The organism is Cereibacter changlensis JA139 (genome assembly GCF_003034985.1).
In the GTDB taxonomy this organism is placed as follows: domain Bacteria; phylum Pseudomonadota; class Alphaproteobacteria; order Rhodobacterales; family Rhodobacteraceae; genus Cereibacter; species Cereibacter changlensis.
This window is the reverse complement of the sequence record NZ_PZKG01000211.1, coordinates 1-4,689: the sequence shown is the minus strand read 5'-3', so window position 1 is coordinate 4,689 and position 4,689 is coordinate 1. Positions and strand designations below refer to the sequence as shown.

At 71.6% G+C, this 4,689-nt stretch carries 1 protein-coding gene; it reads left to right on the top strand.

Annotation, left to right across the window (positions count from 1 at the left end):
* The coding region (locus C5F48_RS25365; RefSeq protein ID WP_181247751.1) for a beta strand repeat-containing protein at nucleotides 1–4,689 on the top strand (4,689 nt) is incomplete at both ends.

The following is a 4,689-nucleotide window of genomic DNA, read 5'->3' as shown; positions in this document are numbered from 1 at the left end:
CGCCGACGACCGCCGCTTCACCACCGGCTTCTACAACATCCGCGCCATCGACCTCGCCATCAGCATCGGCGACAGCGACACGGTGGCGACGCTGGTGCAGGGCAAGAACATCTCGATCGAGATGCGGGCCGGCAACGCCGCTTCGCGCAGCCGGGACAACTGGTTCGCCGACACCGCGATCGACCTGCTGAAATCGCTGGTCGACATGCTGGAAAGCGTGGCGCTGGTCGGCGGCTCGGCCCGGGCGGCGGTGGACGTGAGCCTCGTCAGCGGCGCCGCCGCGACCTTCCGCACCACCGGCACGGGCAAGGACGGCGATTTCGACGTCTCGGTGGTGACCAAGACCTTCACCTCGGCCAAGCCCGTGGCCATCGGCGCCGGCATCGCCGTGGCCGTCACCCAGATCAACCAGACGGTCGATCTCGCCGGGCATTTCGTCATCTCGGGCGACATGAGCGTCGTCTCCATCGCCGATTCCTCCAGCTCTGCCGTCGGCGCCAGCGGCGGCGTGTTCGGCATCGCCGTGGGCATCGCGGCGAACATCTCGCTGATCGAGAACCACGTCACCGTCACCGCAACTCCCACCGGCGCGGCGAGCACGGTCGGCGGCACGCTGCGTGTCGCCGCGCAGACCTTCGACCGGATGTACAGCGACGCCTCGGCATCCGGCGACAAGGAGGCCAAGACCTCCATCGCCATCGGCGTCGAGGTCGGCGTCGGCAGCACCATCGCGCGGCTGCAGGGCAATGTCTCGGTCGCCGAGGCGCTGGTGGTGCAGGCCGACACCACCCAGTCGGCCATCGTCAAGAAGCGGTTCTACGTGCTGCCGACCCAGGCCAACGGTCTCGCCGCCACCGCCCTTCTGGGCACTTCGCGCGACAACCTCGCGGACAGCGCGGCCGAGGGGCTGAACCCCACCGCCGCGGTCGGCAAATACGGGCTGAACACCGTGGCGAGCAAGCTGACCGGCGACGGGAAGCTCTCGAAATTCGTCAACTGGGTGAACCAGAAGGTCAATGACCCGGCGGCGCCGGTGGCGTCGAAGGTGCAGGTCTCGGGCGCCATCGTCGTCGGCTACGACAGCAATGTCAGCGAGGCGCTGCTCGGCTATGCCGACCAGACCAAGACCTCCACCATCGTCGTCGGCGGCAAGACGATCATCACCGCCTCCACCTCGGCCCGGCCGAAGCAGAGCGCCATCGCCTTGTCCTTCAACCAGGGCGAGAAGAAGGATTCCCCGCCGGATCTGGCGAAATACTCCGGCTCCGCCGCGATCAACGTGGCGATCTTCGATCAGGACGCCGTGGCGCGGATCGAGGGCGGGGTCCGGCTGACGGCGCGCGACACGGTGGACGTGTCCTCGGCGGCCAGCAACGAGTTCGACCCGATGACGCTGCCGGTGGTGAACCTGCTGGCGCCGCTGATCGCCGCGAAGGGCAAGCCGGCCTACCAGAGCACCGAGGGGACGCAGGACATCAAGGCCGGCGACATCGTGCAGGTCGGTCAGGACCGCTACGTCGCGACGATGGCCCGGCCGCAGGTCGATCTCGGGGCCGAGACCTATACCGACGAAACCTTCTGGACCAAGTTCTCGCCGGCGGAGCAGATCGCCAGCTTCCTGTCGCTGCTGGCCGATCACGTCAGTTCCGACCTCGGCTTCTCCGGCTTCTTCGACATGTACACCCAGTCGAAGGCGCGCGGATCGGTGGCGGGCGTGGCCTTCGCCGCCAACGTGCTGGTCTCGGACTTCTCCGCCACGGCCAAGATCGCCGACGGCGCCGTGCTGGTGCTGGCCCCGGCGAGCGGCGCCGCGGGCGACGCCAACGCGCTGACCGTCTCGACCGAGACGGTCAACGACATCCTGCTGCTGGTCGGCAACATCGAGGTGCCCGGCTTCAGCTTCACCGGCCATGACACCGAGCAGGATTCCACCAAGGGGCTGAAGACGGCGCTGACCAGCCATTTCAAGGCCTTCGCCGCCGACCTGAAATCCACCTCCTTCCGCAATCCCTACAAGGAGAACGAGGGCGCCAGCTCCAAGGCCGTCGGCGGCTCGGTGAACGTGAGCGTCGTCACCAGCACCGCCCGGGCCGAGGTCGGCAAGGCCACGATCACCGCGCAGGACATGAGCGTCACCGCCGTGACCCGCGGCAATCAGGTCGGCCTCGTCGCGGCGGGCGGCACCGCCACCGACGCCTCGATCACCGGCTCGTGGAACCACGTCAGCCTCGACACCACCTCGACCGCGACGCTGGACGCGCGCGGCACGCTGACCCTGTCGGGCGATCTCGCGATCTCCGCGCAGGACAGCGCCTCGGTCTTCGCCTTCGCCGGCGCCATGCCCACCTCCGAGAAGAACGCCGTCGGGCTGTCCGGCGTCACCTCCTTCCAGTCGCGCATGGTGCGGGCCGGGATCACCTCGCTGACCGCTGCGGGCGCCGGCGAGGGCGTGTTCGGCATCGACGGCGACGTGACCATCGACGCGAAGATGTCCGGCACCACCGTGCTCGGCTCCGCCGCCGTGGCGCGGGTGAAGAAGACCTCCGCCGCCAGCGGCACCACCGGCGCGGCCGCCAATGTCTCGACCCAGACCCCCGCCTCGGCGGCGGGCAGCGCCGTGAGCCAGGCGGCCGGCGGCAGCCAGACCTCCAAAACCAAGGGCGGCTTCTCCGTCTCGGGCGCGGCCACCGGCCTGCGCGAGCGGGACGTGACCGTCGAGTCGATCCTCTCCAACCTCGCCAGCCTCACCGCCGGCGCGCTGAGCCTCTCGTCGCAGGATAGCGGCGCGCGGGTGCTCCTGTCCGGCGCGCTCAGCTACAACGAGACCGACGAGGGGACCGGCGTCGCCGGGGCCTTCGCGGTGGTCGACAGCGTCAAGGCGATCCGCGCGCTGATCGAGGCCACGGCGCGGGCGATGGACCTGAACGTCGCCGGGGCCCTGTCGGTGGTGGCGCGCGATGTCTCCACCGTGGTGGCGCTGGCCGCCGGGGTGGCCGTGGCGCGCGGGGCCAAGGGCACGGGCGTCTCCGGTTCGGTCATCGTCATCGTCGGCGAAAGCACGGTCGAGGCCGCGCTGCGCGGCGGCGATTCCAGCCACCGGATCACCATGGGGGCCACCGGAGCCGTCACCCTGACCGCGCTGAACGACGCGAGCTGGATCGCCGTCGCCGGGGCCGGGGCCTATGGCGGCAAGGTCGGCGTCGGCGTCGCCGTGGCGGTGCAGGCGCATGAGGCCGAGGTGACGGCCGAGGCCTCGCATCTGGGGATGGCCAGCGGCAAGACCCTCGCGGGCCTCGCCGTCTCGGCGCAGAACCGGCAGGACATCCACACCGTCGCCGCGGGCGCGGCGGTGTCGCGCGGCAGCGAGGGCGGCGCCGGCGTCGGCATGGTGGCGATCAACGTGCTGGAACAGAGCACCAACGTGCTCCTCTCCGACGCGACGCTCGCGGTGAAAAGCGGCGGCGCGGTGAGCCTTGCCGCGGTGAATGCCGTGGTGCTCGACGCCATCGCCGGCGGGCTGGCGCTGACCGGCGGCAAGGCCGCGGTCGGCGTGGCCGTGGCGGTGAACGTGCTGCGCGACAAGGACGGCGCCGGGGCGGGCGTGTCCCTGACCGGCAGCAGGCTGAGCACGGCGGGCGGCGGCATCGCGGTGCTGGCGGGCGACCGGGCGACCATGGTCGCGACCGCGGTCGGGGCGGCGGCGGCGCGCAGCGTCGGCCTCGCCGGCTCGGCGGCGGTGAACGATGCCGAGACCACGGCGAAGATCTCGCTCGACGGCGGCTCGCGGCTGTCGGCTGTCGGCGCGCTGGACCTCTCGGCCCAGGCGCAGGGGACCTATGTCGCGCTCGGCGGAGCGTTGGCCATCGCCGTGCCCTCGGGCGACGCCAAGAGCGGCGCCGTCGGCGCCGGCCTCGCCATCAACCTCATCGAGACCGACACCACCGTCGATCTCGGCGGCGCGCTCGGCTCCACCACCGACGCGGTGATCTCGGCCGAGAGCGGCCAGACCCTCGTCACCGTCGCCGTCGGCGGCGCGGGGGCGGGCGGCTTCGCCCTCGGCGGCTCGGTCGCCACCACCACGCTCGGCGGGGCCACCAGCGTTTCGGCCAGCGCGACCTCGGCGCAGGGCTGGACGGTGAAGAACCTGACGATCTCGGCCATCGACTCCAGCGCCATCACCTCGGTGGCGGGCGCGGTGGGGATCGGGCTCGACTACGGCGGCGTCGGGGCCGCGGTGGGCGTTGTCAGCAACAGCCGCGACGTGAAGGCCACGCTGAAGGGGCCGCTCACCATCGACGCCAGCGGCCGGATGCAGGTCTCGGCCGGCTCGCAGGGCCCCTCGGTGGCGCCGACCTCGCCCTGGCGCGGGATGGCCTTCGCCGGGCTCGGCGACGACGCCTTCACCCAGGCCAAGGACGGCACCGGCGCCGCGCTTTTGTCGAAGGAGGATGACGCCAAGGCCCAGATCGTCAACGTGGCGGCGGCGATCGGCGGCTCCAAGATGGTGGCGGTGGGCTTCAACCTCGCCCTGACCCAGATCGACCGCGACGTGACCGCCAGCGTGGGCTCGGGCGTGACGGTGAACCTGTCCTCCACCGACGCGACCGTGGCCGAGGGCCTGTCGCCGGGCCTCGCCATCGACGCCCGCGACGCCACCGGCATCGTCACCGTCTCGGTCGGCGCGGCGGC